General features: G+C 72.7%; 21 protein-coding genes. 9 read left to right on the forward strand and 12 right to left on the reverse strand.

Translation table 11 applies throughout. The features are described from left to right. Window positions 1-40: 40 nt before the first annotated feature. The 5 genes from OHA37_RS37690 to OHA37_RS37710 form a co-directional block, all read right to left on the reverse strand. On the reverse strand, window positions 41-163 hold the full coding sequence (locus OHA37_RS37690; protein ID WP_266912383.1) for a hypothetical protein: 123 nt from the start codon (window positions 161-163) through the stop codon (window positions 41-43). 91 nt (window positions 164-254) lie between these two features. Continuing rightward, complete coding sequence (locus OHA37_RS37695; protein WP_266912385.1) at window positions 255-686, reverse strand: ATP-binding protein; 432 nt, start codon at window positions 684-686, stop codon at window positions 255-257. 197 nt (window positions 687-883) lie between these two features. Continuing rightward, window positions 884-1,840: a sensor histidine kinase gene (locus OHA37_RS37700; RefSeq protein ID WP_266912387.1), complete on the reverse strand. Its 957-nt coding sequence runs from the start codon at window positions 1,838-1,840 to the stop codon at window positions 884-886. Then, complete coding sequence (locus OHA37_RS37705) at window positions 1,837-2,199, reverse strand: STAS domain-containing protein (RefSeq protein WP_266912389.1); 363 nt, start codon at window positions 2,197-2,199, stop codon at window positions 1,837-1,839. The genes OHA37_RS37700 and OHA37_RS37705 overlap by 4 nt, the downstream gene beginning before the upstream one ends. A gap of 9 nt (window positions 2,200-2,208) precedes the next feature. After that, window positions 2,209-3,135 (reverse strand): SigB/SigF/SigG family RNA polymerase sigma factor, encoded by a 927-nt coding sequence (locus OHA37_RS37710; protein ID WP_266912391.1) that lies wholly within the window; start codon window positions 3,133-3,135, stop codon window positions 2,209-2,211. A 183-nt stretch (window positions 3,136-3,318) separates the two neighbouring features. Here OHA37_RS37710 and OHA37_RS37715 point away from each other — a divergent pair, with 183 nt between their 5' ends. Together OHA37_RS37715 and OHA37_RS37720 are read left to right on the forward strand one after the other, a co-directional pair. Then, window positions 3,319-3,909 (forward strand): hypothetical protein, encoded by a 591-nt coding sequence (locus tag OHA37_RS37715; protein ID WP_266912393.1) that lies wholly within the window; start codon window positions 3,319-3,321, stop codon window positions 3,907-3,909. Between the two features lie 97 nt (window positions 3,910-4,006). Next, the gene (locus OHA37_RS37720; protein WP_266912395.1) at window positions 4,007-4,351 is read left to right on the forward strand and encodes an STAS domain-containing protein; all 345 of its coding nucleotides are present in this window, start codon (window positions 4,007-4,009) and stop codon (window positions 4,349-4,351) included. 39 nt (window positions 4,352-4,390) lie between these two features. On the opposite strand, the gene OHA37_RS37725 is transcribed toward OHA37_RS37720, so the two are convergent. Beyond that, complete coding sequence (locus OHA37_RS37725; RefSeq protein WP_266912397.1) at window positions 4,391-4,834, reverse strand: ATP-binding protein; 444 nt, start codon at window positions 4,832-4,834, stop codon at window positions 4,391-4,393. A 341-nt stretch (window positions 4,835-5,175) separates the two neighbouring features. Between OHA37_RS37725 and OHA37_RS37730 the strand changes: the two genes are divergently transcribed. Both OHA37_RS37730 and OHA37_RS37735 read left to right on the forward strand, forming a co-directional pair. Further along, window positions 5,176-9,201 carry a HAMP domain-containing protein gene (locus tag OHA37_RS37730; RefSeq protein WP_266912399.1) on the forward strand — a complete coding sequence of 1,342 codons (4,026 nt, stop codon included), beginning with the start codon at window positions 5,176-5,178 and terminating at the stop codon, window positions 9,199-9,201. Beyond that, window positions 9,198-11,648 carry a SpoIIE family protein phosphatase gene (locus tag OHA37_RS37735; RefSeq protein WP_266912401.1) on the forward strand — a complete coding sequence of 817 codons (2,451 nt, stop codon included), beginning with the start codon at window positions 9,198-9,200 and terminating at the stop codon, window positions 11,646-11,648. Before OHA37_RS37730 ends, OHA37_RS37735 begins: the two co-directional genes overlap by 4 nt. Window positions 11,649-11,698: 50 nt before the next feature. Here OHA37_RS37735 and OHA37_RS37740 read toward each other — a convergent pair whose 3' ends face one another. After that, entirely contained in the window at window positions 11,699-12,337 is a 639-nt protein-coding gene (locus OHA37_RS37740) for a peptidylprolyl isomerase (protein WP_266912403.1), read from the reverse strand. A 160-nt stretch (window positions 12,338-12,497) separates the two neighbouring features. On the opposite strand from OHA37_RS37740, the gene OHA37_RS37745 reads away from it, so the two are divergent. Both OHA37_RS37745 and OHA37_RS37750 read left to right on the forward strand, forming a co-directional pair. Next, window positions 12,498-13,313, forward strand: a complete 816-nt coding sequence (locus tag OHA37_RS37745) for an N-formylglutamate amidohydrolase (protein ID WP_266912405.1) — start codon at window positions 12,498-12,500, stop codon at window positions 13,311-13,313. Between the two features lie 10 nt (window positions 13,314-13,323). Then, window positions 13,324-13,518, forward strand: a complete 195-nt coding sequence (locus OHA37_RS37750) for a hypothetical protein (protein WP_266912407.1) — start codon at window positions 13,324-13,326, stop codon at window positions 13,516-13,518. A 21-nt stretch (window positions 13,519-13,539) separates the two neighbouring features. On the opposite strand, the gene OHA37_RS37755 is transcribed toward OHA37_RS37750, so the two are convergent. Next, window positions 13,540-14,193: a GNAT family N-acetyltransferase gene (locus tag OHA37_RS37755; protein ID WP_266912409.1), complete on the reverse strand. Its 654-nt coding sequence runs from the start codon at window positions 14,191-14,193 to the stop codon at window positions 13,540-13,542. Between the two features lie 194 nt (window positions 14,194-14,387). Between OHA37_RS37755 and OHA37_RS37760 the strand changes: the two genes are divergently transcribed. Beyond that, the gene (locus OHA37_RS37760; protein WP_266912411.1) at window positions 14,388-15,086 is read left to right on the forward strand and encodes a beta-glucanase; all 699 of its coding nucleotides are present in this window, start codon (window positions 14,388-14,390) and stop codon (window positions 15,084-15,086) included. A 107-nt stretch (window positions 15,087-15,193) separates the two neighbouring features. Further along, window positions 15,194-16,279: a WD40/YVTN/BNR-like repeat-containing protein gene (locus OHA37_RS37765; RefSeq protein WP_328694614.1), complete on the forward strand. Its 1,086-nt coding sequence runs from the start codon at window positions 15,194-15,196 to the stop codon at window positions 16,277-16,279. 6 nt (window positions 16,280-16,285) lie between these two features. Here OHA37_RS37765 and OHA37_RS37770 read toward each other — a convergent pair whose 3' ends face one another. Both OHA37_RS37770 and OHA37_RS37775 read right to left on the reverse strand, forming a co-directional pair. Next, entirely contained in the window at window positions 16,286-16,951 is a 666-nt protein-coding gene (locus OHA37_RS37770) for a hypothetical protein (RefSeq protein ID WP_266912415.1), read from the reverse strand. 13 nt (window positions 16,952-16,964) lie between these two features. Beyond that, complete coding sequence (locus OHA37_RS37775) at window positions 16,965-18,257, reverse strand: 2-isopropylmalate synthase (RefSeq protein WP_266913440.1); 1,293 nt, start codon at window positions 18,255-18,257, stop codon at window positions 16,965-16,967. Window positions 18,258-18,437: 180 nt separating this feature from the next. Here OHA37_RS37775 and OHA37_RS37780 point away from each other — a divergent pair, with 180 nt between their 5' ends. Next, window positions 18,438-19,175, forward strand: a complete 738-nt coding sequence (locus tag OHA37_RS37780) for an SAM-dependent methyltransferase (protein ID WP_266912417.1) — start codon at window positions 18,438-18,440, stop codon at window positions 19,173-19,175. 19 nt (window positions 19,176-19,194) lie between these two features. On the opposite strand, the gene OHA37_RS37785 is transcribed toward OHA37_RS37780, so the two are convergent. Continuing rightward, entirely contained in the window at window positions 19,195-19,881 is a 687-nt protein-coding gene (locus tag OHA37_RS37785) for a DUF4230 domain-containing protein (protein ID WP_328694615.1), read from the reverse strand. Window positions 19,882-19,959: 78 nt separating this feature from the next. Then, window positions 19,960-20,889 carry a DUF7916 family protein gene (locus OHA37_RS37790; RefSeq protein WP_266912419.1) on the reverse strand — a complete coding sequence of 310 codons (930 nt, stop codon included), beginning with the start codon at window positions 20,887-20,889 and terminating at the stop codon, window positions 19,960-19,962. Between the last annotated feature and the right edge of the window lie 140 nt (window positions 20,890-21,029).

A 21,029-nucleotide genomic window follows, 5' to 3' on the forward strand; every position in this document is an offset into this window, starting at 1 on the left:
GGCCCGTACGGCACCCGACCGGGGCCTACGGGCCACGGCACTAGCGGTGCCGGACGAGGGTGTCCACGAGGACGATCAGCGCGAAGGCGATGACGAGCAGGTGCACCCAGGAGGGCCCGATCGCCGGTGGCAGGGCCAGGGAGGTGAGCTGATGAGAGGTCATGACGCGCTCCTGCCCCCGGCGGCCGGATCGACGCCCCCCTCGCGGGAGGGCGCGAGACCGGAACCGGCGGGCGCGGCGGCCCCGGGCACGCTCAGCGGGCCGTGGGCCTGCCGGACACCAGACGGGCCGCCTCGATCTCGGCCCAGACGGACTTGCCCTGCTCATGGGCGTGCGTGCCCCAGCGGTCGGACAGCCGCTCCACGATGTGCAGGCCGTGGCCGCCCGGCATGCCGCGCCGCGGGGCCGGGTTCAGGAGGGGCAGGGCCGTCGTGCCGTCGCACACCTCGATGCGCAGCGTCTCCCCGGCCGTGAGGACGAGTTCCCGGCAGCCGTCCGCATGCAGGGAGGCGTTGGTCAGCAGCTCGGACACGAGCAGCAGGGCGTCCTCGGCGGTCTCGGTTCCGTCCCAGCCCCAGTCGCGCAGGGCCCGGCGCGTGAAGTCGCGGCCCTTGGCCACCGCGCCCCCGACGCCCGTCAGGGCGAGACGGCGCCGCTGGCCTCCACCGGGAAGGCCGGCGCTCACTGGATCTCCCGTTTCCTGTCCGATGGTCTCCACCGTGCTCTCGCACCCCCGTGCCGACGCTGCCCTGTTCGCTGTTTGCCGTGCGTTGCTACCGGGACCCGCCGACGAGATCGTGGCCGGTGTCCCGGACTGTCCGTATGCCCCCGAGCGGCCCGGGGACACCCGAGCCCGCCCCCGAGTGTAGGTGACCTCAGGTGTCAGGGCGTTGCCATGTGGAGTCGCAGCGTGAAGCCGCCGTCCAGGGCACGGACCTCGACGAGATCGCAGAGCTGGTGGATCATCCACAGGCCGCGGCCGCCGTCGGCCGAGGCCAGCGAGGGGCGGCGGCGCCCCGCGAGGGGGTCGGCCAGGCGGCCCGCGTCGTGGATCTCGGCGACGACTCCCGCACCGGCGCCGGTGGTCGTCCACAGGCGCAGCGTGCCCTTCCCGCCCCCGTGGGACAGGGAGTTCGCCGCGGCCTCGCTGACGGCCAGGAGCAGATCGCCGCGGCGCGCCGGGGTCAGCGCGGTCCCGCGGGCCCAAGTCTCGGCGTACTCGCGCACCTCGGCAAGTCCTCCGTGGGCGTACGCGAACCGGAGCGCCTCGCCCTCGGGTTCGGGCAGCGCCCGGTCGCAGTCCGCCGAAACCCGCGCGGCGTCGGTGTACGCCGGGCTCGGCAGGTCCAGGCCGCCCTCGATCAGCGTGGGGTGCGTACGCCGGGCGTCGGCCAGCACCTCGGGCGCCAGGCCCCGTACGTCGTACGGGCACAGGACGGTGGCGTGCCGGCCGGCGAAGGCCGTGTTGATGAGGGCCTCGTGCCGGGTGGCCTCCAGGACCTCGGCGGGGGAGCGGCCGGGCCAGATCGGCTCTCCGACGATCCGGGCCGCCCGGCTCGCGTGCAGGTCGGCGAAGTCCTGCAAGCCGGCCAGGATGCGGCCGGGATTGCGGCCCAGCTCCGTCATGTCCGTCCAGGTCACGCCCGCCGCGCTCGCGCCGAGGCTCTCGCGCAGGGCGTCCAGATGCGGGCCCGGTACGGCGACGAGGACCGGTTCGTCCGCCGACAGGGCGGTGCGCACGAAGGCGCCCACGCCGGACACGTACGTGTCGAGGTCCCGGTAGAAGAGGGCGGGATGGACGAAGGCCCCGGGCCCGGCGGGCTCAGGAACAGTGATCATGCTGCGACCTCCAGCGCGGCGCATTCGTCCGGGAACATCTCCACGACCTTGCGGAGCGAGTAGGGCGGGTCGTGGAGCAACAGGCGCCGGCCCTGCCCGCTGAGGGCGGCCGCCGCCCCTACGAGGGCGGCGACCGCGGCCGTGTCGAGGAAGACCACGGCGGAGAGGTCGAGGTGGACGACGGGGCCGGGAATCGCGGTCACCGCGCCGAGCGCGGCGGACAGGCACTGCCGGGTGTCCAGGTCGCAGCTGCCGCTCAGGCGCGCGCCCGGACGGTCCTGCCACGGCCGGGCGGTCAGCGGCGCCGGCGCGACCGCGCCCGCCTCCGCTGCCGCCTCCGCGCCGGATGGGGTGTTCATGGTCCCTTCCTACACCGCGAGCATGCCGGTGCGCAGCCGAGCCAGGGTCCGGGACAGGATGCGGGAGACCTGCATCTGCGAGACGCCGAGCTCGGCGCCGATCTCCGCCTGGGTCTTCTCCTGCCCGAAGCGCAGCTGCAGGACGAGCCGGTCGCGTTCGTCCAGCTGCTCCAGCAGGGGTGCGAGGGTGTGGAACTCCTCGAAGAGTTCCATGCCGGGATCGACGGCGCCGTGGCGTTCCGCCGCCGGCCGGGCGCCGCGGCTCGCCGCGGACGACGTGTCGCCGTCGACGGCGGTGGCGTCGAGGGAACTGCTCGTGTAGCCGTTCGCGGCCACCAGCCCCTCGATGACCTCGTCGTCGGACAGCTCCAGGTGCTGGGCGAGCTCCTTGACCGTCGGCGCCCTGCCCAGGACATCGCTCAGGGCGTCCTGGGCCTTGGCGAGTTCCGTGCGCAGCTCCTGCAGGCGGCGCGGTACGTGCACGGCCCAGGTGGTGTCGCGGAAGTAGCGCTTGATCTCGCCGGTGATGTACGGGAGGGCGAGGGTGGAGAACTCGACCTCGCGCTCCGTGTCGTAGCGGTCGATGGCCTTGATCAGGCCGATGGTGCCCACCTGGATGACATCGTCCATGTCGAGACCGCCACCGAGCACGCGGGCCCTGAAGCGCCGCGCGGCGAACTGGACGAGGGACAGGTTCATCTCGATCAGGGTGTTGCGCGTGTACTGGTACTCGCGCGTTCCCTCCTCCAACGTGCGCAGCCTCGCGAAGAAGAGCCGCGAGAGCTCCCGGGCATCACCGGGTGCCATCTCCCGCGCGTTCTCCACCCGGAACAGGTCCGCGTCCTGCGTGGGCGCTCCCGCGGACTCCTGGTCACACGCGGGTACTTCAGCGTCTGCTGCACGAATGGGGCCTACAACGGTGGCCGAGCGATACATGGTGGCCGCTCCCTCCCGATTGACTGACGGCTGCCGGGTGCGCTTCTGCCCCGCCTGCGAGGGTCTACACACTTCGAAGCCGTCGATTCTTTTCGAAGGTGCGCGGCTCTTTCCGAAGCTGCGCGGCGCGGCACTGCCGAGGGTACCCACGGTGCCCTGCGGGGCGCTGGATAGCGTGGGGGCATGGCGATGACGGGGAAGCGACGGGTCCTGTACCGGCAGGGGAGCGGGTTCTGGCGGATGACGGCCAAGTGGGCCCTGTTCTTCGGGGCCCTGACCCTGCTGGACGGCGGGCTGCTCCGGTCCTGGGGCGATGGCCTGGTCTGGCCGATGATCGGGATCCTGCTGTGGGCGCCGATCGGGGTCGGCGCCGTTTGGTACCCGAGGAAGGACCAGCAGGTCGAGCTGACGACGCGTGGACTGCGGATACGGCGCAAGCGGCTGCCGATGGAGCAGGTGAACCTGCTGCACGTGGCGCGGCTGTGGCTGGAGGGGCGGTCGACCGCGGACCGCCAGCCGGTGCGGGAGTGGCGACGGTCAGACCGGGCGGTGTGGGTGCCGCTGCGGGACGGCGGGGCGTACGGCGTGGAGTTCCGCGACCCGGCCGCGTTCGCCGAGGTCTTCGGCGACTTCGCGGTCGAGGCGTGCGGCGGGCCCGACATCGTCCGGGCACGGGCCGCGACGGAGACCTACCCGGATCCGCGCCCGCGGCCGCCGCGCCGCACCTCCGATGACGGCGGTTCCTGGCCGGACTTCCTGGACGTCTTCAACTGAGGGCCGGGACGCACGCCGAGGGCAGCGGCGTAGGCGGAGCGGCGAGCAGGCATACTCCCTTGCAAGGACGTACGACTGACGATCCGGGGAGGCGGACATGACCGGAACAGGGGACGGATACGGGCAGAGCGTGGTCGGGGACGGCTACCCGGCCGGGCCCGGCTGGGTGGTGGTGGCCCGGGGAGAGCTCGACCAGGACACGCTGGTTCCCTTGGAGGAGGCGCTCATCGCGGCCGCCGGCCTGCATCCGCTGGTGGTTCTGGACGCCGGCTCCATCACCTTCGGGGACTCCTCGTTCCTGAACCTGCTCCTCCGGCTGCACCACCTCACGACCCTGCGCATCGCCGCTCCCGGCGAGCAGTTGCGGAGGCTGTTCGCGGTGACCGGGGCCGATACGGTCCTGTCCCTGCACGCGAGCGTCGAGGCCGCCGTCGGGGTGTGAACCCCGCGCCCACGGCTCCCGCGCACGCGATTCCCGTGCCTACGACTCCCGCGCCCACGGCTCCCGCGCATGCGGGTCCGGTCCGCCGCCGGGCCGGAAGCACGCGGTGATCGCCTTTCCGCCGTGGCACGCGTGGACGTCCAGGGAATCGGCCAGCGCCGTGACGATCCCCAGCCCGCGGCCCGACGTGGCATCCGGGTCGGCAGCGGGCTTCCGGTGCCGCGGCAGCCGCGGATCGGCGTCCGCGACGCTCACGTGCAGGCAGCTCCCGTCCCAGGTCAGCACCAGGTGCGCGGTGCCGACCGCGTGCAGGTGCGCGTTGGTGACGAGTTCGGAGACGCAGACCAGCACGGAGTACCCGGTGTCGGCCGCCGAATCGCTCCACGGCAGCGACGCCAGGTGGCCCGCCGTCCACTCCCGCGCCGCCCGGACGCCCTGCGAGACGGGAAACGAGCGGGCCCAGCCCACAGCCTTGACCGCCATCACCTTCACCCCGTTTCCTCCGTTGTGTGCGCATGTCACCGGTTCGTCTACCCGGAACCTTCCGGAGTACCCCGGACCCTGCCAAACCGCCGCGCCCCAGGCTTCGTTCGGGCCGAGTGAGGAGGCCTGCGGCCCGTCTGCCCTTACCGCAGGCGGGACGCAGGGTCCCCGGTGTGATCGACCGTGCCTTATGGTCCCTTCGGCGGCGCTAGCCTTCACCGGACCGGTGGTGCGGCGAAGACGGATCCCCGCGGAGTCGGGGCGCATCGGTGCGCCCGGAAACCGGGGTCCTTCTTGTCCCGTTCGTCGGAGTGTCGGTTTCGAGTGTGAGGTTGGGGCGGATGGCCGAGCGGGCGGGTACGGGTTCGGCGGGCGGGGTGCCCCCGCTCCCCGGTGAGGGCGGGATCGGGGAGGCGGAGCTGCGCAGGCTGCTGGCCGGGCTGACCGCCGTACGCGACGGGGACTTCCGTACGAGGCTGCCCGATGCGGCGGACGGGCTGCTCGGGGAGATCGCCACCGTCTTCAACGGGATGGTCAACCAGCTGTCCCTGTTCACCTCCGAGGTGACGAGGGTGGCCCGCGAGGTGGGCACCGAGGGCACGCTCGGCGGTCAGGCCGACGTGCCCGGGGTCGGCGGCGCCTGGCTGGACCTCACGGATTCGGTCAACTTCATGGCCGGAAACCTGACGGCCCAGGTGCGCTCCATCGCCCAGGTCGCGACCGCCGTGGCCAAGGGCGACCTCTCGCAGAAGATCACCGTCACCGCGCGGGGGGAGATCCTGGAGCTGAAGGAGACCATCAACACGATGGTCGACCAGCTCTCCGGATTCGCCGGCGAGGTCACCCGCGTGGCCCGGGAGGTCGGCACCGAGGGCCGGCTCGGCGGCCAGGCGGACGTCAAGGGCGTCTCCGGTACGTGGAAGGACCTGACGGAGTCGGTCAACGTCATGGCCGACAACCTGACCGCCCAGGTGCGCTCCATCGCCGAGGTCACCACCGCCGTGGCCCAGGGCGATCTGACGCAGAAGATCCGGGTGGACGCCCGCGGGGAGATCCTGGAGCTGAAGGAGACCATCAACACGATGGTCGACCAGCTCTCCGCCTTCGCCGACGAGGTCACCCGCGTGGCCCGCGAGGTCGGCACCGAGGGCAACCTGGGCGGCCAGGCCACGGTCCGGGGCGTCTCCGGCACCTGGAAGGACCTCACCGACAACGTCAACGTCATGGCCTACAACCTGACCGGCCAGGTGCGCTCCATCGCCCAGGTGGCCACCGCCGTCGCCCGCGGCGACCTCTCGCAGAAGATCATGGTGGAGGCGAAGGGCGAGGTCGCCGCGCTGGCCGGGGTCATCAACACGATGGTCGACACGCTGTCCGCCTTCGCCGACGAGGTCACCCGGGTGGCCCGCGAGGTGGGCACGGAGGGCCGGCTCGGCGGCCAGGCACAGGTGCCCAACGTGGCGGGCACCTGGAAGGACCTCACCGACAACGTCAACTCCATGGCCAACAACCTCACCGGCCAGGTCCGCAACATCGCCCTCGTCACGACGGCCGTCGCCAACGGCGACCTGTCGAAGAAGATCGACGTGGACGCCCGCGGAGAGATCCTGGAGCTGAAGACCACCATCAACACGATGGTCGACCAGCTGTCCGCCTTCGCCGCCGAGGTCACCCGCGTCGCCCGCGAGGTGGGCAGCGAGGGCCGGCTCGGCGGCCAGGCCGAGGTCGAGGGCGTCTCCGGCACCTGGAAGCGCCTGACGGAGAACGTCAACGAGCTGGCCGGGAACCTGACCCGCCAGGTCCGGGCCATCGCCGAGGTCGCCAGCGCGGTCGCCGAGGGCGACCTGACCCGCTCGATCACGGTCGACGCCTCGGGCGAGGTCGCCGAACTCAAGGACAACATCAACTCCATGGTCGGCTCGCTCCGCGAGAGCACCCGGGCCAACCAGGAGCAGGACTGGCTCAAATCGAACCTGGCCCGCATCTCCGGCCTGATGCAGGGCCACCGGGACCTGGCCGCCGTCGCCGAACTCGTCATGGACGAGCTGACGCCGCTGGTGGCCGCCCAGTACGGAGCCTTCTACCTCGCCGAGGACCGCCCCGACGGCACCGTGCTCACCCTCGTCGGCTCCTACGGGCGTTCCGCCGCCGCGGAGGAGGGCGCCGCCTTCGCCCTCGGAGAGTCCCTGGTCGGACAGGCGGCCCGCAGCCGCCGGATCATCGCCACCGACCAGGTCCCCGGCGGCTACGTGATCTCCTCCGGGCTGGGCCACACCACCCCGGGCAGCCTGATCATCCTGCCGATCGTCGTGGACGACCAGATCCTCGGCGTGATCGAGCTCGCCTCCTTCACCGCCTTCAACCCCGTGCACCGCGACTTCCTGGCCCAGCTGATGGAGGCGATCGGCGCCAACGTCAACACGATCGTCGCCAACGCCCGCACCGACGAACTCCTCGGCGAGTCCCAGCGGCTGACCGGCGAGCTCCAGGCCCGCTCGGAGGAACTCCAGGTCCAGCAGGAGGAACTCCAGCGCTCCAACGCGGAGCTGGAGGAGAAGGCCGCCCTCCTCGCAAGCCAGAACAGCGACATCGAGGCCAAGAACCTGGAGATCGAGCAGGCCCGGCAGGAGCTGGAGACCCGCGCCCAGCAGCTGTCGCTGGCCTCCACCTACAAGTCCGAGTTCCTGGCCAACATGAGCCACGAGCTGCGCACCCCGCTCAACAGCCTCCTGATCCTCGCCCAGTTGCTCGCCCAGAACCCCGCGCGCAACCTCACCCCCAAGCAGGTCGAGTACGCCGGCATCATCCACTCGGCCGGCTCAGACCTCCTCCAGCTGATCAACGACATCCTCGACCTGTCGAAGGTCGAGGCCGGGAAGATGGACATCAACCCCGAGCGGGTGCACCTGCCCCAGCTCCTGGAGTACGTCGACGCCACCTTCCGGCCGATGACCACGCAAAAGAGCCTCGACTTCACCGTCACCACGGCCCCCGGCGCCCCCGACGACCTGCTCACCGACGATTCGCGGCTGCGCCAGATCCTGCGCAACCTCCTGTCGAACGCCGTGAAGTTCACCGAACGCGGCGGCGTCGAGCTCCGCATCGAACCGGCCGCGGCCCCCGAGATCCCCGCCGGACTCTCCCGGCGCGGTCCGATCCTGGCCTTCCGGGTGCGCGACACGGGCATCGGCATCCCCGAACAGCAGCTGGAGTCGGTCTTCGGAGCCTTCCAGCAGGCCGACGGCACCACCAGCCGCAAGTACGGCGGCACCGGCCTCGGGCTCTCCATCAGCCGCGAGATCGCCCAGCTCCTCGGCGGGGCCGTCACCGCGGAAAGCACCCCCGGCCAGGGCAGCACCTTCACCCTCTACCTGCCGGTCAGCCGCGCCGACTACGAGGACGCCTCCTCCACCGAGACCCCCCTGGCGCTCCCGCCCGGGGCCTCGCACCGTGCGCTGGCGGGGCAGGGCGGCCGTACCGGCAAGCCCGCGCTCCCGGAGCAGCGGCGGCCCCGACGCCTGCTGGTGATCGAGGAGCGGACGAACGGCCTGCTCTCCCTCGTCGCCGAGAGCGCCGACCGGGACTTCGCCCCCGACCACCGGACGGCGGGGGAGCGGGGCGGCATCCACGTGGTCCACGCGACGAGCTCCCGCGAGGCCGCCGCCGCCCTGGCGGCGCACTCCTTCCACTGCGTGGTCCTGGAACTGGACCTCCCCGACGGCGAAGCCCTCCGCTTCCTCGACGCCCTCGACGGAGACCCGGCCCTCGCCTCGCTCCCCGTCCTCGCCCACAACAACCCGCGGGTGCGGACCGGCCAGGAGGAATCCCTGCGCCGGCGGTCCGCTTCACGCCGCGTGGAACTGCTCTCCAGCCTGGACGAGCTGCGCGAACGCATCGCGCTCCACCTGTCCGCCGAACAGCCCGGGGACGTCCTGCCCCTGGTGCAGGGCGATGCGCGGACCCGGCACGCCGAGCACGTACTCGAAGGCGACCTGTCCGGCCGCACCGTCCTCGTCGTCGACGACGACGCGCGCAACCTCTTCGCCCTCAGCGGGGTCCTGGAACTGCACGGCATGCGCGTCCTGCACGCCGAGGACGGCCGCAAGGGCATCGACACCCTCGTCCGCAACCCGGGCGTCGACATCGTCCTGATGGACGTGATGATGCCCGAACTGGACGGCTACGCCGCCACCGCCGAGATCCGGCGCATGCCGCAGTACGTGAGCCTGCCCATCATCGCGGTCACCGCCAAGGCGATGCCCGGGGACCGGGAGAAGAGCCTCGCCGCCGGAGCCAGCGACTACGTCACCAAGCCGGTGGACGCCGACGACCTCATCGCCCGCATCCGGCGAAGGCTCAGCCGATGACCGCGGACACCCACCGGCACGACGATGCCCGCCGGCCGGAAGCCCCTGACGGCGATCGGCCCACGGGCCTCGTCCCGCAGCAGGCTCCGACGCCCCTGGGGCGCCTCGTCGCCACCGTGGAACGGCTGCGGCGCGAGGTGCTGGAAGCACAAGCGGCCGCCGACGGGCGGGCCTTGGTCGAACTGGCCAAGGGCATCCTGATCGGGCAGCTGAGCTGCACCCCGGCCGCGGCGGCCCGCCAGCTCGACGTGCTGTGCCGCGAGAGCGGGATGTCCCCCCTCGAACTCGCCGCCGACATCGTCAACCAGGCCTCCCGCGACCACGTCAGCGAGATCGCCGCCGAGTTCGTCGAACGCACGGCGACGGGTGCGGGTACGGGGGCCGGCGACGGCGGCGCCGACCCCGCCGGGCAGTCCTCCACGGTGTCCGTACGGCTGCGCACCGCCGAGAGCGGGGTGCTCGCCGTCGCCGCCGACACCCAGGCGGTCGCCGAGTCCCTCCTGGCGAACGCCCTCGGCCCCCTGGGAGCGGTAGCGGTGGCCGTGTGGACGGCGGTCCCCGACGGTTCGCTGACCCTCGCGGGCCACGCCGGCTTCCCGCCCAGGGACGCCGCCCGCTGGCGCCACGTCCCCCCGGGCGTCTCCACCGTCGCCCGCCTCGCGCTGGCGGAACGCCGGCTGGTCACCCTCCCCGACCTCGACCGGGCAGGGCTCCCCTCCGTCGGCCGCGCCGCGTGGCCCGATGGCGGGCGCATCGCGGTGCCCACGGGGACGGGCGGACGGATCCAAGGCGTCCTGGAGATCTGCTGGCCACGCCCCCTGGAGCCGCAGTCACCCCAGATCGAGCGGCAGGTCGAGGCCCTCGCCGAACTGTGCGCCCGCACCATGGACGTCTCGCCCCCGCGCGACCCCGCGGCCGCCGACGCGGTCCTCCCGGACGTCGCCGAGCTCATCGACCTCGCCGAGGGACTCCAGGACCCGGCCGTGGTCCTCACCCCGGTCCTCGACTCCGAGGGCCGCCTCGCCGACTTCCGGATCCGGCACACCGGCAGCCGCTTCGTCGACCCGGTCGGACGACCGCGCGGAGACGTCAACGGCGCCCTGCTGCTGGAGGCCTACCCCCTCGCCGCCGGCGAGAACGGACTCTTCGACATCATCGAGCGCGTGCACGCCACCGGCGAGCCCTTCCGCGCCGAACGCATGAGCCTGACCGCGCTCGTCGACCAGATCCCGCTCACCTCGGTCGCGAACATCAGCGTCAGCCGCCACGGCTCCGCCGTCCTGCTGATCTGGCGGATCCAGGACGAGACGGCCCGGCTGGCCAACCTCCTCCAGCACGCCCAGCGCCTGGGCCGGATCGGAGGCTTCGAGGAGAACCTCGTCACCGGCGAGACCACCTGGAACGCACAGCTCTACGATCTCCACGGACTCCCGCCCACCGCGCCCCCGGTCCGGCTTCGCGAACTCCCCGGCTACGCACACCCCGACGACTCCGCGGCCCTGGCCCGCTTCCTGCGCGCGGTGCTCCGCCAGCGCCACCCCGCCTCCGTCAACCTGCGCCTGCGCAGACCCGACGGAATCACCCGCCACATCCGGGTCGTCGCCGAGCCCGTCCTCGACGCGGACCAGCGGCTGCACGCCGTGCGCGGCGCCTACCAGGACATCTCCGCCCAGCACTGGACCGAGGTGGCGCTGGCCGCGACCCGCGACCAACTCGCCCACACCGAAGCCGAGTCCGCCGAGCGGAGCCGCCTGGCCCTCCAGCTCCAGCACGCCATCATGCCCCCCACCCCACCGGCCATCGAGGCCCCGGGCCTGCGGGTCGCCGTCCGCTACCGGCCGGCGGAGATCGAGGCGCTCGTCGGCGGAGACTGGTACGACACCGTGGTCCTGCCCTCCGGGCTCATCATGCTGTCGGTGGGCGACGTCGCCGGGCACGGCATCGAGGCGGCCACCGGCATGGTCGTCCTGCGCAACGCCCTGCGCGGCCTGGCCGTCACCGGGGCGGGCCCGGCCCAACTGCTGTCCTGGCTCAACACGGTCACCCATCACCTGGCCAAGCACGTGACGGCCACCGCCGTCTGCGGCCTCTTCGACCCGAGCACGAGGGTGATGCGCTGGGCCCGCGCCGGCCACCTGCCCCCCGTACTCGTCCGCGGAGGGGAGGCGGAGGCCTTCCCGCTCATCGAGGGCCTGCTCCTCGGAGCCCTGCCCGAGGTCACCTACGTCGAGCGGGAAGTGCAGCTCGAACCGGACGACACGCTGCTGATGTACACGGACGGGCTGGTGGAGCGCCGGGACTCCTCGGTGCAGGAGTCGCTCGGCCACCTGATGCACGTGGCGGCCGGCGCCGCCGGGGACCTGGACGGCCAACTGGACCGCCTCCTCGCCGAGAGCCGTTCCGACACGGACGACGACACGTGCGTGATCGGCATCCGGGTCGGCTGAGGGCCCTGGCCGGGCCCCGGCGGGCCCCGGCCGGGTCCGCCCCCGGGCGACTACCGGGCGGCGATCCGAACGGAGTCGACGATCACGTCCTGCCTGGGCGCCCCGTCGCCCCCGCCGTCCTTGGTCCCCCTCCTCGCGATCCCGTCCAGCACGTGCGCGTTGTGGGTGATCCTGCCGAAGGGGGTGTAGGCCGGGGGCAGCCGGGTGTCCTCGTAGACGAGGAAGAACTGGCTGCCGTTGGTTCCCGGCCCCGCGTTCGCCATGGCGACCGTACCGGCCGGATAGACGGCGCCCGTCAGGTTCTCGTCCGCGAAGCGGTAGCCGGGTCCGCCGGCGCCGGTACCGGTGGGGTCCCCGCACTGCAGGACGAAGATGCCGGCGGTGGTGAGGCGGTGGCACGTGGTCCCGTCGAAGTACTTCCGGCCGGCCAGGTACGCGAAGGAGTTCGTGGTGCACGGGGCCTTCGCCGTATCGGCTTCGAAGACCACGTCGCCGTGGTTCGTGCGGAGCGTGGCCGCGTACGGCCGCAGACGACCGACATCCGAGGACGGAGTCCCCACGTTCCGGGCCGCCTTCCCGTCCGGCGTGTACGTACAGGTGGAGGCGGCCGCGGCCGGCCCCGTGGGCCCGGTCACCAGCCCGGCGGCGAGTGCGGCGCCGGCGGCCACGCGGAGAACGTTCGAGAGCATGGGGTTCCAATCCAAGAGGAGGGACCGGATCTTGATACCGGTGTCCCGCGCCGCCCGGGGGCGAAACGCCGTGCGGGTCCTCCGATCAGCGGACCCGAGCGGCTCGCACACCCGACCGAGCACTCAGCCGAGCAGTCCATCGATCAACCGGGGAGCACATGTGAACCAGCGGCCCGAGCCCTTGCCCTTGGCCTTGCCCTTCGAGATCCTCCCCGGCGCCGGCACGTCGCCGGTGATCCTGCACGTGCCGCACTCCTCGCGCGTCATACCGGAGTCCGTCCGCCCCGGAATCCAGCTGTCCGACCGGGCGCTCGCACGGGAGCTCGACCACATCACCGACTCCCACACCGCCGAGATCGCCGCGGCGGCCGCGGCCGGCTGCGCCGTCACGCCGTGGCGGTTCGTCAACGGACTGTCCCGGCTGGTCGTCGACCCCGAGCGGTTCCCCGACGAGCGCGAGGAGATGCTCGCCGTGGGCATGGGGGCGGTGTACACGCACTCCACCCACCGGGAGCGCCTGCGCCCCGAAGGCTTCGACGTCCGGCCGTTGCTCGACCGCTACTTCCACCCGTACGCCGACGCGATGACCCGGGCCGTGGAGGACCGGCTGGAGGCCACCGGCCGGGCCGTGATCATCGACGTGCACTCGTACCCGACGCAGCCCCTCCCGTACGAACTGCACGGGGACGGCCACCGGCCGCCGATCTGCCTGGGCACGGACCGCTTCCACACCCCGGCCGCCCTTCTGGCCGCCGCCGAGAAGGCGTTCGCGGGCTTCGGCGGCACCGGACTCGACAGCCCCTTCGCCGGTACGTACGTGCCACTGAAGTACTACGGCAAGGACGACCGGGTCGGCGCGCTGATGGTCGAGATCCGCCGCGACACGTACATGGCGGAGCCCGGCGGCCCCGCCGGCGCCGGCCTCGCCGCGCTGGCGGCGGCTCTGACGGAACTCGTGGACGACCTGCTCCCGTGACCCGGTGCCGATGCGCGACTCCCACGTGGCGCCGGGGGGCGCCGGGCGGTGGATCGCGGGGCACCGAGGCCTGCCGTTCCGCCTCGACCTGACCGTGCTCCGGGCATCGGCCGGCTGCCGGCCGGTCGCGGGCGCCGCGATGACCCCGACCCCGTCACCGGACGCATCCGGCTACCGGGCGGCGTACGCTCTGGGCATCGCCTGACGTCCACACCGCCCGTTCAGCTCACTGAGCGGCGTCCGAAGGCTCGTAGGAGAGGCTCGCCATCGGGGAATGCGTGGTCCAGCCCAGCGAGGAGTAGAGCGCCTGCCCCTCGGAGGTGCCCACCAAGAGCCCGGTCTTCGCGCCGGACTCGTACGCGATGTTCTGCAGGGTGCGCATCACCAGGACGCCGAGGCCCTTGCGCCGGTGCTCGGCGGCGGTCGCGACCTGGTCGACCACGGCGTGCGCGCCGGCCCGGGCGATCTGGCCACGGGCGGCGAAGTGCCCGTCGAGGGTGCGGACCAGCACCCGGCTGACTCCGTCCCGGGTCCAATGGGTGAGCGTGTATCCGGCCGGCACTTCAGGGTGCTCCGGCGCGAGGTGGCAGGTCATCAGGAAGCCGGGACCGTCGAGCCTCCAGCCGGGCCCGACCCAGGGCAGGACCGTCTGGTCCTCGGCGAACAGCTTCAGCCAGGTGCCCGGCGCGCTCGTCGTGGCCACGATCTTGCGCACATCGGCCTCGGAGGGCTCGGGGAGCACGTGCCGGGCGACGTGGTGGGGCTGCCCGACGTCGATCGTCCACCCCCACGGCTCACCGATCGGGTCCGAGCTGCCGCGGGAGACGACCCAGCCGTCGATCCACATCTGCACGAGCTCGCTGATCCTGGTGTCCGGCATCGCCGCCCGCCCCCTGACTGGTAATGACTGATATGGCCAAGGAGACCTTACGTGCCGGGAGTTGGATTTGGCCATAGGGGCCGGCCGTCCGGTCAAGGGTGAAGTCGAACGTAAAGTATTCGCCCGATGACGATGAGTGACGAATCAGGTGTGCGGAGACTCCTGGCGGGCAGATAACCCCCATGCTCTCGGACATGATCGAACGGCTGCGGCTCCTGCCGCGCCCGCGCCGAACCCCCGTCTTCACCGCCGACTTCGCCTCTCCCACCCAGTGGATCGCCGGCCACTCGTGGGCCTATCCCGACGGCGGCCCGGTCAACCCGGGCGACAACAAACTGGACCACCTCACCGAAGACCCCGCCTACAGCCGGGCCGGGGTCTTCCGGGCGACACCGCGCCCCGACGGCGACTGGGACTGCGGGCTGCTCACCACCGAGGGCAGCGACGAGGGCTTCGAGCTGCGCACCGGAGACGTGCTGGAGGCCCGGGTGAAACTGCCGGTGCAGATCGGCGCCTGGCCCGCCATCTGGACCTGGCGCGACGGGGGCCAGGAGATCGACGTCTTCGAGTACCACCCCGACAACCCGGACCTCCTCGAACTCTCCAACCACGTCCGGGCGGCGCATCGCTACCACCGTGACCCGGCGGTCCGGCCCGGAGCGTGGATCGACCTGAAGGTCGAGTTCGGGAGGGGTTCGGTCGTCTGGTGGGTCAACGGCGACCGCGTCTTCAGCGACGGCAGGGGAGTGGGCCGCCGCTGGTCCGCGTACCTCATCGTCAACCTCTCGGTCTGCGCGGGCAGGTACCACCCGGCTCCGGAGCCCGGGGTCACGGAGCTGTCCTACGAGGTCGCGCAGTTGAGGGTCTACCGGACACACCGGGGGCTGCTCTAGGGCTGCTCCAGAGCGGCAACGCAGCTGAAGCGGCCGGATTCGAGGGGAATCCGGTGGCCGGGACGCGCCCTGGACGCTGAATCCGGGGTGCGTTACCTTCCGGCGCCATGAGACTTCTGGGAGTTGGCATGTGCGCGGCGGCTCTGCTGCTGGGGGTGGTGGCCGCCCCGGCGCAGGCCGCAGACGAGTCACGGGACCTCCGGGGTGCGCACTGGGCGTTGAAGGAGACCGGCAAGGACGCCCGCTTCCGCGGACTGGCGGCGGTCAGCCGGTCCACTGCCTGGGTGGCCGGCTCGAAGGGGACCGTACTGCGCACCTCCGACGGCGGCCGCAGCTGGCGCGACGTCTCACCGCCCGGCGCCGTCACGGAGGGTCTGGAGCTGCGGGACATCGAGGCCTTCGACGGCCGGCGCGCCGTGGCCCTGTCCATCGGCGAGGGCGAGGCCTCCAGGGTGCTGCGCACCGAGGACGGCGGCGCCACCTGGACGGAGACCTTCCGCAACCCCGACCCGCGGGCCTTCTACGACTGCCTCACCTTCTTCGACTCCCGCCACGGCCTCGCGATGAGCGACCCGGTGGACGGCAAGTTCCGCATCCTGTCCACGGACGACGGCGGCCGGAGCTGGCGGGTGCTGCCGAACGCCGGGATGCCGGACGCGCTGCCGGGTGAGGCGGGCTTCGCGGCGAGCGGTCAGTGCCTGGTCTCCGCCGGACGGCGCGACGTCTGGCTGGCCACCGGCGGAGGCCCCGTCGCGCGGGTGCTCCATTCCGCGGACCGCGGCCTGACCTGGCAGGTCGCCGACTCCACCCTCCCCGCGGGCGATTCGGCGCGCGGGGTCTTCGCGCTCGCCTTCAAGGACCGTACGAGGGGCCTGGCGGTCGGCGGCGACTACCGCACCGGGCAGGCCTCCCCGCAGGCCGGGGCGGTGTCCTCGGACGCGGGCCGCACCTGGAGCCCGGCGTCGACCCCGCCGCCGGCCTACCGGTCGGGCGCGGCCTGGTTCCCGTACGGCGCCCGCACGGCCCTGGCCGTGGGCCCGACGGGAACGGACGTGACCCGGGACGGCGGCCGGACCTGGCGAACGCTCGACCCGGGGTCGTTCGACACGGTCACCTGCACGCCGGACGGCGGCTGCTGGGCTGCGGGGGAGAAGGGCCGGGTCGGGCGCCTGGAAGGGGTGCGCGGACGCTGACCGGCGTCACCTGCCGCCGTGCGCCGCCCGCAGCCGGGCCAGGTAGAGAGCCGGGTCGGGGCCTTGTGCCCCGTCCTGGGCTCCGTGCCGGACGAGGGTCAGGTCCCCGCCCGAGTCGATGCGCAGCATGGTGGTGGCCGCGTGCGGGGTACCGGCGTGGCGCAGCGCGTCGGCGTCGACGACCGGGATGCCGGGCCCGAACATCGCCGTCGCACGGGCCGCCGAGTCCGCGGGCGGCTGCCCGGTCCGGTTGGCGCTGCTGACGTAGAGGTGCGGAAAGTCCGTCAGCAGCGGGGCCAGCGGCCGCCAGTGCGCGCCGAACAGCAGGAGGTGGCCGTCGCGGAGCGCGGGTTCGGTCCAGGGCGACGGCCGCGCCGGCGCGCGCACGGGCACCAGCAGCGTGACCAGTTCCTCGCGCAGCAGGGCGAACGTGGTGCGGAGCGCGGCCGGTGCCAGGGCGAGTTCCGTGCCGAGGTCGCTCCAGACGGCGTCGTCGTGGACCCACAGGGCGACTTCCTGGCCTGAGGGGCGGCCCTTCGCGTCATTGACGGCCGCGGGGGTGGTGGCGGCGACGACGTAGGTGAGCGGGCTGGGGTTGGGCAGGATGGCGGCCCCTCCGGCCCGCAGGGCGTCGGCGGCGGCGCCGGTGTACGGAAGGCGGGTGTCCAGCATGGGGTGAGTCCGTTCAGGGTGCGGGTTCGGGTGCGGGTGCGGGTGCGGGTGTCGACGTTGGTGTGGGCGAGGGCGAGGGCGTGGCGGCGGTGAGGCCTTCGAGGTATGCGGCGAAGTCCGCGTCGGGGACCTGGGCCTGGTTCAGGCGGTAGGCGCGGTCCTTGACCCAGGTCAGGGCCTCGCCGGTCCGGTCCGGATCCAGGTGGTGGCCCAGGCGTTCGGCGACCGCGCGCAGCACGCGCCGGCTGGCGAGGTGGGTCAGTACCACGGTCGGCGCGAGTCCCAGGTGGCGCTCGGGGTCGTAGGGCTGGAAGGTACGGGGGTGCGTGAAAGGGGTGCCGGTGGAGATCGTGGCGACCCCGGTGCCCACGATCGGAGCGGTGACGGTGAGCGGCACCCCGGTCTCCGCGGACACCATCCGGGCGATGCCCGGCAGCCGCGTGAGGTCCGGCTCCGTCCACCACGGCTCGCAGTCGGGCCCCAGGACGTACGCGGCCTTGGCCCGGTCGTGCGCGAGCAGGAAGAGCAGCTGCTCGGTGGCGACCATTCCGCTGCGCTCGGCCATGCCCAGCCAGGAACAGGCCGCGACCCGCGCCCCGCTCTCCAGGGCGGCCAGGGTGTTGGCGAGGCCGAGACCGAGGTCGTTGTGGAGATGGGAGACCAGGACCGTGTCCCGGCCGGCGCCGGCGGCGACCCGCCGGAAGAGGTCCCGGGTCTGCCCGGGCAGCAGGTCGCCGACCGTATCGGCCAGCACGATCGTGGCCGCCCCTTGAGCCGTCATCCGGCCGGCGTACTCGGCCACCAGGGCGTGGTCCGCGCGCGGCGCGTCCACCAGGCACACGTCCACCGCCGTGCCGCCGGCGCGGTCCACGGCCTCCTTGACCACGTCGAGTCCCCGGTCCAGGGCCGCACGGGCGTCCGTGTGCACCAGGGCGCGGGCGGTGGCCTCGGAGGCGGCCACGATCACCATGATCCGCCCGTGCGCCGCACCGCGAACCGCGCTCAGCGCCAGCCGTACGTCCTCCACCGTGCCCCGGCAGATCGCGGACGGACTCACCGACTCCTGTGCCTCCAGGGCGACTTGCCGGGTCGCCTCGAACTCCTGCCCGCAGACGGAGGGGAACCCCGCGGCGAAGACCACGTGCCGGGGGCCGTCGGTCCCGAACACCGCCCCCTGCTCGCGGGCGAGCCGCACCCGGAAGTCGGCGCTCATCAGGGTCTTCGCCTGCGCGCCGTCCCGTGCCGACTCCTCGAACAACACGACCCGTCCGGCCCCGGCCGACTCCCGCACCACGTCCACACCCACGTCCAACAACGTCCAAGCTCCCTGTTCAGCGCGGTACTTGCGCGCCCGCGCGCGCCGCGGAGATCCACTGAGAGCGATCGTAGGGGGCTCGGCATCCATGGATCCGCCCATCCTCGGACGTTCGATTCTGTGATCGAAATCGAGGTGCGCGTCGCCTCCGAAGGCTGACAAGCTGCGCCGGTGAACCGTGAACAGATCTCCAGGATCGCGCATGCCGACCACCCGATTAAGTCCCCGCTCGACGACGACTCGGTACGCCGGCTTCTGGAACGGGGCCTCCCGCGCGGGGACGAGCGGGTGCTCGATCTCGGCTGCGGCGGCGGGGAATGGCTGCTGCGGGCTTTGGCCACCCGCCCGGACCTGCACGCCGAGGGCGTCGACATCTCCGAGGACGCTCTGGCCCAGGCCCGACAGGCGGCGGGCCGCCTCGGTCTCGAAAAGCGCCTGGTCCTCCACCGGCAAGAAGCCGCCGACTTCGCCGCCCCGCAGCCGTTCGACCTGGTGCTCAGCGTCGGGGCCACGCACGCCTTCGGCGGTCTGCTGCCCACCCTCGCCGCCGCGCGCGAGCATCTGGCTCCGAGCGGTCGGGTCCTGATCGGCGAGGGATTCTGGGACCGCTCCCCGTCCCCGGAGGCCGTCGAGATGTTCGGGGACCTGGCCGACCTGGCGACCACCGTGGACCAGGTCGTCGCCGATGGCTGGACCCCCGTCCACGGGCACGTCAGCACCCGCCGCGAACTGGACGATTACGAGTGGGCCTGCTGGGGGTCGCTGGCCTCCTGGGCAGTGGACCACCCCGCAGATCCGGACAGCGCGCACGTGCTGGCGACGGCCACGGACCGCCGCACCGAATGGCTGCGCACCTACCGGGATTCCTGGGGCTTCGTTTCCCTGGTCCTGTGCCGGACGCCGAGCTGAACCAACCCGCTCGGCGGCGTCACGCGTAGCCGACCGTGACCTCCTGGAAGCCCAGGGAGTGGAGCAGGCCCTCCAGCATCGTCGTGGTGTTCTTCTCGGTGCGCTCGACGAGGCCGCTGTCGCGCGCCGCTTCCGTGATGTGCTGAACGGCCAGGCGCTGTACGGCCTGTTCACCGGCCGGATTGTTGGTGAACAGGTCGCCCAGCCGGTCCAGCAGTCCCCGCTGCTTGGACACGGCGTACGAGCGGTCCAGGTCCAGCGCCGCCGTCCCGAGGACGGCGTGGGGCAGGCGGAGCGAGACCTTGGTGCGCTCCTCGTTCACGGTGACGGCCTGCTCGCCGAGCCCGCCCAGGTCCACGTACCCGCTCACGGAACCCGCTCCGACGTAGAGGGTCCGGGTTCCACGGATGGAATCCGGCAGGAAGGCCGCGTCCTTCTCCAGGTCCACGACGACCTGGAAGTTGCCGGCGGCTCCCTCGTAACGGTGCATGTCCTGAATGGACTTGAGCAGGACCGGTCCCGAGCGGTCCACGGTGTCCTCGCGGAACAGATCGCCGAAGCCGGGCAGCAGACTGAACCGCCCGGCCAGCACCAGGACCACCGCCAGCACTGCCAGCCCGGCAACGGCCCGTCCCCACCACGGCATCCGCCGCGACTCTCTTCGCGGTGCGGGTTCGCGCTCCGCGTCGTGCGATGAGTTGTCCATGCCCTGCGGATGCCCGCCCGACGCGGCCCCCATTCTCCGAACGATCGGCCGGACACGGGGCCGGATCCGCCGCCAGGGCTACCAGTTGCCGCCCGGCGCGGCCTCGGCGTGGGCGGAGCGGCCCGGGGTGAAGGACATGCGGTTCCAGGTGTGGCGGCGGCCGCGGATGGCCACCGAGTAGGCGTACATGACCTCGGGGTCGCACATGCCGGGAATGTAGGAGTCGCCGAAGTGGTGCGCGTCGAAGCCGGCTTCCTTGGCGTTGAGGGCGAGTTGCGGCACCACGTTCGCGTGGGAGCCCTCCTGGCTGGTGCCGATGGCGCCCATGACGATCGCACCCGCGTCCTGGACCGCGGCGACGGCCGTCGCGGCCAGTTCGCGGGTCACGCCCGGCAGGGTTCCCGGCAGCGGGGCGACCACGCCGTCCGCGCCGGCGTCGACCAGGGCGGTCAGCCGCGCGGGAGTGACGCGCTCGGGGCAGCCCGCGTGGTGCATCTTGCCCGACCACAGGGCCGCGTCGTCACCGAGCCCCTTGCGCAGTTCCTCGGTGACCCGCGCCATGCCGTCGTAGGTGCCGCCCGTTCCCGGATTGGCGGTGATGCACAGCAGTGCGGCACCCATGTCGACGAGGCGCCGGGCGTGCTCGGAGGTGGCGCGGCGGATCTCCGGGACGTCGCCGGGCTCCAGGTTCACGCCCACGGGGCGCCCGATCAGGCGGGCGAGGTCGGTGAAGGACGTGAAGGTGCCGAGGCCGGGCATGACGAGCCGCTCCCCGTCCCAGGCGCGCTCGATGAGGTTGAGGATGACGATGTCGGCGCCGAAGGCGGCCACCAGCTCGGCGTTGTGCACCCCCCGCCCGTCCGGGTGCGGGGAGAGCGCGGCGCGCTCGGCGAAGACCTCGGCCACCATGGTGCGGCCCTCGGCGGCGGCCACCGCCCGGGTCAGATCGCGGCCGCGCAGGGCGGCGAGCGCGTCGCGGTCGAGGTCGAGGATTCGCTGAGTGGTCATGGCTACGACCCTAGCCACCGGGCACCCGCGCCCCGGGCCGCCATTGGTCCGCCCGAGGGGGGCCGTACGCCCTGTCGTCACAGGGCCGTCGTCGCCCGCAGGTCGGCCCCGCGGTGTCTGGGGCGGGAGGTCAACCCGGG

Source organism: Streptomyces sp. NBC_00335, assembly GCF_036127095.1.
GTDB lineage: Bacteria > Actinomycetota > Actinomycetes > Streptomycetales > Streptomycetaceae > Streptomyces.

Bases quoted from the DNA above. Each gene is read 5' to 3' on its own strand.
- OHA37_RS37730 (WP_266912399.1), top strand. From the start codon at position 5,176: ATGGCCGAGCGGGCGGGTACGGGTTCGGCGGGCGGGGTGCCCCCGCTC.
- OHA37_RS37705 (WP_266912389.1), bottom strand. From the start codon at position 2,199: ATGAACACCCCATCCGGCGCGGAGGCGGCAGCGGAGGCGGGCGCGGTC.
- OHA37_RS37735 (WP_266912401.1), top strand. From the start codon at position 9,198: ATGACCGCGGACACCCACCGGCACGACGATGCCCGCCGGCCGGAAGCC.
- OHA37_RS37740 (WP_266912403.1), bottom strand. From the start codon at position 12,337: ATGCTCTCGAACGTTCTCCGCGTGGCCGCCGGCGCCGCACTCGCCGCC.
- OHA37_RS37715 (WP_266912393.1), top strand. From the start codon at position 3,319: ATGGCGATGACGGGGAAGCGACGGGTCCTGTACCGGCAGGGGAGCGGG.
- OHA37_RS37725 (WP_266912397.1), bottom strand. From the start codon at position 4,834: ATGGCGGTCAAGGCTGTGGGCTGGGCCCGCTCGTTTCCCGTCTCGCAG.
- OHA37_RS37720 (WP_266912395.1), top strand. From the start codon at position 4,007: ATGACCGGAACAGGGGACGGATACGGGCAGAGCGTGGTCGGGGACGGC.
- OHA37_RS37765 (WP_328694614.1), top strand. From the start codon at position 15,194: ATGAGACTTCTGGGAGTTGGCATGTGCGCGGCGGCTCTGCTGCTGGGG.
- OHA37_RS37750 (WP_266912407.1), top strand. From the start codon at position 13,324: ATGCGCGACTCCCACGTGGCGCCGGGGGGCGCCGGGCGGTGGATCGCG.
- OHA37_RS37700 (WP_266912387.1), bottom strand. From the start codon at position 1,840: ATGATCACTGTTCCTGAGCCCGCCGGGCCCGGGGCCTTCGTCCATCCC.
- OHA37_RS37790 (WP_266912419.1), bottom strand. From the start codon at position 20,889: ATGACCACTCAGCGAATCCTCGACCTCGACCGCGACGCGCTCGCCGCC.
- OHA37_RS37690 (WP_266912383.1), bottom strand. From the start codon at position 163: ATGACCTCTCATCAGCTCACCTCCCTGGCCCTGCCACCGGCGATCGGG.
- OHA37_RS37755 (WP_266912409.1), bottom strand. From the start codon at position 14,193: ATGCCGGACACCAGGATCAGCGAGCTCGTGCAGATGTGGATCGACGGC.
- OHA37_RS37770 (WP_266912415.1), bottom strand. From the start codon at position 16,951: ATGCTGGACACCCGCCTTCCGTACACCGGCGCCGCCGCCGACGCCCTG.
- OHA37_RS37710 (WP_266912391.1), bottom strand. From the start codon at position 3,135: ATGTATCGCTCGGCCACCGTTGTAGGCCCCATTCGTGCAGCAGACGCT.
- OHA37_RS37760 (WP_266912411.1), top strand. From the start codon at position 14,388: ATGATCGAACGGCTGCGGCTCCTGCCGCGCCCGCGCCGAACCCCCGTC.
- OHA37_RS37785 (WP_328694615.1), bottom strand. From the start codon at position 19,881: ATGGACAACTCATCGCACGACGCGGAGCGCGAACCCGCACCGCGAAGA.